Source organism: Erwinia sp. V90_4, assembly GCF_029967685.1.
GTDB lineage: Bacteria > Pseudomonadota > Gammaproteobacteria > Enterobacterales > Enterobacteriaceae > Erwinia > Erwinia aphidicola.
In genome coordinates this window covers 1-5,031 of record NZ_JASCAQ010000011.1, presented here as the reverse complement: position 1 = coordinate 5,031, position 5,031 = coordinate 1, and the positions used below count along the sequence as shown (strand labels likewise).

Sequence of the window (5,031 nt, the reverse complement as noted above, 5' to 3'; positions counted from 1 at the left end):
GCGCCGGCGCCAGGTGTGGGAAACAGCCCTACATTCCGGATCGCCTGGCACCACAGCGGGCGCGCCGGCGCCAGGTGTGGGAAACAACCCTACTTTGCAGGCAGCCAGGCGCTGCAGCGGGCGCGCCGGCGCCAGGTGTGGGAAACAGCCCTACATTCCGGATCGCCTGGCACCACAACGGGCGCGCCGGCGCCAGGTGTGGGAAGCAGCCCTACTTTATGGGCCGCAAGGCGCTGCAGCGGATGCGTCGGCGCCAGGTGTGGGAAACAGCCCTACTTTTCAGGCAGCCGTGCGCCAGCCGTGTGAACCAGCCCTAAATCACGGGCAGGCTGGCGCCGCAACTGATGCGCCGATGCAGGTATGGGAAACGGCCCTACATGGTGGACAGCTGGCGACGCAGCTGATGCGCCAGCGCCGGATATGGGAAACAGCCCTACTTTGCGGGCCGCAAGGCGACGCGGCTGATGCGCCAGCGCCAGGTGTGGGAAACGGTTCTACTTTGCGGGCCGCCGGGCACCGCAGCGGGCGTGCCGGTGCTGGGTGTGGGAAACAGCCCTACTTTTTCAGCAGCGCTTAATCAGGCAGGATGAGAGCAAATTTAAGGCAATAAGACTGAAATCAAACATTAAATTACTGTTTTTGATGAATATTAAATATCAACTTGCCGCTAGACTCAGCCTGATAAGATACGCTCAGAGGGGTTTTATCATTTATTTGCCTTAAAGCTGGCTCAAGAAATGTTCGCTTTAGCTCTGCAAGGTTTGCTTTCTGAGAGTCAGGTAACATGAACCTTTCTGATAACCAATCATGCGAAGTGACCCATATCTGAGAGCTTCTGAACTGACATAAGCTTTCATAAAGCCGAACGGTCCTAGGGTTCTTGAGGCTTCCGCAATCTCTTAATGAATAGGTTGTGAATTGATTGCCAAGAACATACAGGTAAGGCAAAACTTTATGATTAAACTCGATCTCCCATAAACCTTTACTCGATCTGCCGCCGGCTTCAGTCAGCCACGGGCGCGCGATAACATCATGACGACCGCTTTTGGGGTAAAAAATGATGGAAGAACGTGACAGTTCAAACACGCCCTCTTTAACATCGCGGCTTGCCTGGTTTCGGGTTACGTTAAAAATATCTTCATAATCCGAGACGGCAACGGTGAAAACAGGGTTAGCGGACTCGTCTTCATCTGTGAAATAAGTCTGCATAAGGCAGAGCCATAAAACCCGCTTTGCTTTCAAAGATAAATGATAAGCAGCCTCGGTTAGCTCGTTAGACTGTTTAACATTTATCTTTTTTTTCAGGGCATTAGCCATGTCCGCTGCCTTCTGTGGGTTAATTTATGACCCCCACAATACCAGTCAGTACACACAAGTCAACTAATTATTAACTTCAATGTGAACTAGGGCTGATTCCCACAACAAGTAGGGCTGATTCCCATAACTACTAGGGCTGTTTCCCATAAGATCTAGGGCTGATTCCCACATAAAGTAGGGGCAATTCCCAAAATTAGCCATTAATTCCCCTTAAAATTCAATAGATTAACTGTACCTAAAAAGCTTTAAAAAGCATTAAAATACTAACTAAAAAGCCTTTAAAATTTAGCGCTGTGGATAAGTGGATAAGTCACATTAGCATTGAAACCGACGCCGCTTTGCTCTGTCGGTCAACCCCTCGGCAGCACAAAACAAGTTTTGTACTGCCTCACGGTTTTCGCTAAAGGCATCAAGTGAAAACATTCAAGTACAGTTACTTTATACTTGTGTTGACCAAATTCAGCATTACACTTAGCCTTCAAAATATGTAGAGACTTAGGTGAGTTATGGCGCAGAAAAGACAAATGACGCAGCAGGAATGGGATCGACTTTCACCCATAATGTCTACTTTTGCACATATCACCACAGAAATTGGTTATGCAGTTCTGGTTAAAGGAGAGCGGCAAGCTGATGTAGCTATCCGTGTTGACCGTACAAAGCAAAACGTAGCGAATGCTGTAAAAAGGATCTGGGAGCTATACCAGCAGTTTACCCTCAATGATGGCGAAGACTTAGAACTGGTTAATTTATGGCTTCCTAAGAAAGAAGCTGAACGAGTAAAAGAATTGGCATCTAAGTACCTGATAAATAAAGATAAATTATAGATACCGGAGGAGGCTATGGCATTTCAATCTCCTGCCACAAACTACGCTGAAAAGCGTATTGATTTCACTAACCTCGTTTCACTTTCGCCACACTCTACGTACGTTTGGGAATGTACAAACGATTATCCTTCATGCGGGATCCTCAAAGGATCTTTGCTTGCGGTAGACCGCAGCCTGAAGCCTAAACATGGCAATTTAGTTATTGCGAGTGTGGATGATGAATTGGTAATAAGAAAGCTCCTTCTGACGCCAGCTCCAGCTCTGCAGACTCTTACAGGTCAACGTATGATCACTCCCATCAAAGAAGGCTATGAGTCGCCAATCTGGGGCGTAATAGCTTATGCCTTAACTGACTTGGCTGGGTTAGGTTTCTCTCAAATCGAACCTGTAGCCCTGGATCTACCAAACGAGTAACTTGCAAAGAACAGTGGTTTGACAAATACTGTATTTATAAACAGTATAAATTTGAATCTGACTATGTTTGCACTTGCTGATGCCAATAATTTTTACGCCTCTTGTGAAACGATCTTCAGGCCAGATTTGCGCGGGAAACCCATTTGTGTGGTCTCAAACAATGACGGCTGCGTAATCGCTCGTTCCGCAGAAGCCAAGGCTTTAGGCATCAAGATGGGCGATCCCCTTTTCAAAAATGAGCGTTTTTTCCGCGAAAAAGGCGTTCATATTTTCTCCAGTAATTATGCGCTTTAGTAAGTTAAGTGGAATGCAACATTGAGTGAGTAAACTTTGAGCAGCGATATTGCTGTCAGAGGAGAACACGATGCTGATCCCACCGAATGAACAAAGCCTATTGCTGGCAGAGCGCTGGCTGAAACTGTTATCCGATCTCGGGCGGGCGCAGGGCACACTCACCGCCTACCGTAGCGCCCTTCATCATTACTTTTCGTTCTGCAGCGAGAACGGAATTGAACCTGAAAAAGCCCGGTTTGAAGACCTCGCCGCCTACATCCGCCCTCAGCTGCCTGGCATGCCTTACCCTGCGGCCAGTGCCACGCTCCAGCTGCGCCTGTCTGCTATCCGTCTCTGGTATGACTTTCTTGTTTATCAGGATATATGCAGTCTCAATCCGCTACCCCGCGCGGGTTTACCGGGTGCCATTTATACCGGGCGGGGGCTTGTCCCGCGTATCACCCGCTTACCTGTAATACCTGACAATGAACAATGGCTGAGATTTCTTAAACATGTTTCAGCTGCTTCCCTGCGGGACCGGCTGATGCTCGCACTGGCCTATTTTGGTGCACTCCGCCGTGCAGAGGTGACAGCCCTGACGCTTGAGGATATCGACCCTGCTCATCGCCTGATCCGTATCCGCCCGGAAACAACGAAAAGCCGGCGTGAAAGGGTTGTGTGCTATGGTCCGGACATTACGCCGGTACTGGCAAACCTTTTCCGGCAGCTGAAGCGGGCTGGCCGGACACAGGGGGCGTTGTTCCGTTCATTTTCTGATCGTAATTACGGCACTCCTCTTTCTGTGTGGAGCTGGAGTAAAACCGTGCGCAGATGGGCTCTGGATACGGGGCTTCCACAGATTACAACCCACACCTTTCGCCATCTTCGCCTGACCCATCTGGCTCGGGCCGGCTGGAAGCTGCATGAGCTGGCGACTTATGCTGGACACAGAGATCCGCGCACCACACAGATTTATATCCATCTGTCAGGGTCCGATCTGTCTGGCCGGATAACCGCAGCCGTAGCTGAAACCGACAGGAAAATCGCTGGCCTTATTTTTCAGGCGGGGGCTTACTGATGAGTGGAAAAAAAAACACAGTCACTTATATACCTTTCAAACGCACAGATTATCAGCTGAGCGATGCGCTGAGTCCTGAGGAAAAAGACGCGATACGTACAGGCTACCGGCGGTCTGCTGCGCTCGATCGGCCAGATTCCCTGCCATATTTGCTGCTGCCTCTGCAGGACATTGCCTCACGAAGCAGTATCAGTGTCAGACTTGCCAGAATTACCCTCCTTGCCGTTCTTGCAGAAACGCACCGGTCGGGTCAGCCCTGCTGGCAGTGGACGCAGGAAAGATGGTTAACGCTCTGTGAGCAACACTGTTCCGGCAGGCCCCTGCTTGCTGCTTTTGCCTTTCATCTCGGTCCGTTTTCTTCTCCGCTCAGCCTGCCAGTGCATGGCGCACCGTCGTTGTACGCCAGTGCTATATATGGCCGGAGTATTGTCAGTCATGAAATTAACCGGCTGACAGACGTTCTGATCTCAATGGGATATGCCGGGCAGAATCAGAAGCACAATATGTCCGGTATGCTGGGTGTACTGATGCTGATGAACAACGACCCGCGTCTTGAAACTTTTACGACAGACCTCCTGTGGCGGGGGCAGAACTGCCACGACCGGGGAATCGCAAGAGCTACGGGGAAAATATCCTGTGCGCTTGCTGCTATGGGAATTATAGAGAGCCCCCTGAGAATGCGTAACTATCAGGAATGGCATGAAAAGCCAACACAAGGTATCGCACCTGACTGGGCGCGGTGGTGCCGGATGTGGCGGGAAACGTCGGTACTCCGCCCCCGCTCCAGAGAAACTCAGTACAGTTTTATTCTCCGCTGTGGCCTGTGGCTTGCCCGGGAAAAGCCGGAAATATGCGAGCCCTCTGACTGGACAATGGAAACCTGCGCCAGCTTTATTGCAATGGTCGGCAGACTGAAAGTAGACGAGCTGTCACTGGATACAAAGAAAGGGGGCAGACAATCAAAACGCTCAGGAGAACCCCTGATGCCGCATTCCCGCAGCCGGTTTGTTTATGCCATTCGCCGTTTTATGCTTGATTATGAAAGCTGGGGATGGGGGCGATTAAAGTTCATGGTTAGGAAACTGAATCGACCCTTTTTAGGTTTCCTAACCATGAACAGTGGCG

4 protein-coding genes and 2 pseudogenes are annotated in these 5,031 nt (G+C 50.1%); 5 read left to right on the top strand and 1 reads right to left on the bottom strand.

The genetic code is table 11. The features are described 5' to 3' along the window. Positions 1 to 630: 630 nt before the first annotated feature. Positions 631 to 1,317 carry a replication initiation protein gene (locus QLG07_RS02385; protein WP_101827021.1) on the bottom strand — a complete coding sequence of 229 codons (687 nt, stop codon included), beginning with the start codon at positions 1,315 to 1,317 and terminating at the stop codon, positions 631 to 633. Between the two features lie 524 nt (positions 1,318 to 1,841). Between QLG07_RS02385 and QLG07_RS02380 the strand changes: the two genes are divergently transcribed. The 5 genes and pseudogenes from QLG07_RS02380 to QLG07_RS02360 all read left to right on the top strand — a co-directional run. Continuing rightward, complete coding sequence (locus QLG07_RS02380) at positions 1,842 to 2,141, top strand: TrfB-related DNA-binding protein (protein WP_282468385.1); 300 nt, start codon at positions 1,842 to 1,844, stop codon at positions 2,139 to 2,141. 15 nt (positions 2,142 to 2,156) lie between these two features. Next, complete coding sequence (locus QLG07_RS02375; RefSeq protein ID WP_282468384.1) at positions 2,157 to 2,555, top strand: S24 family peptidase; 399 nt, start codon at positions 2,157 to 2,159, stop codon at positions 2,553 to 2,555. Positions 2,556 to 2,618: 63 nt separating this feature from the next. Beyond that, positions 2,619 to 2,846 (top strand): annotated as a pseudogene (locus QLG07_RS02370) (DNA polymerase V subunit UmuC); the annotation flags it as partial. A gap of 73 nt (positions 2,847 to 2,919) precedes the next feature. After that, positions 2,920 to 3,906 (top strand): tyrosine-type recombinase/integrase, encoded by a 987-nt coding sequence (locus QLG07_RS02365; protein ID WP_085016762.1) that lies wholly within the window; start codon positions 2,920 to 2,922, stop codon positions 3,904 to 3,906. Then, positions 3,906 to 5,031: pseudogene (locus tag QLG07_RS02360) on the top strand (integrase); the annotation flags it as partial. The gene QLG07_RS02365 and the pseudogene QLG07_RS02360, both read left to right, overlap by 1 nt.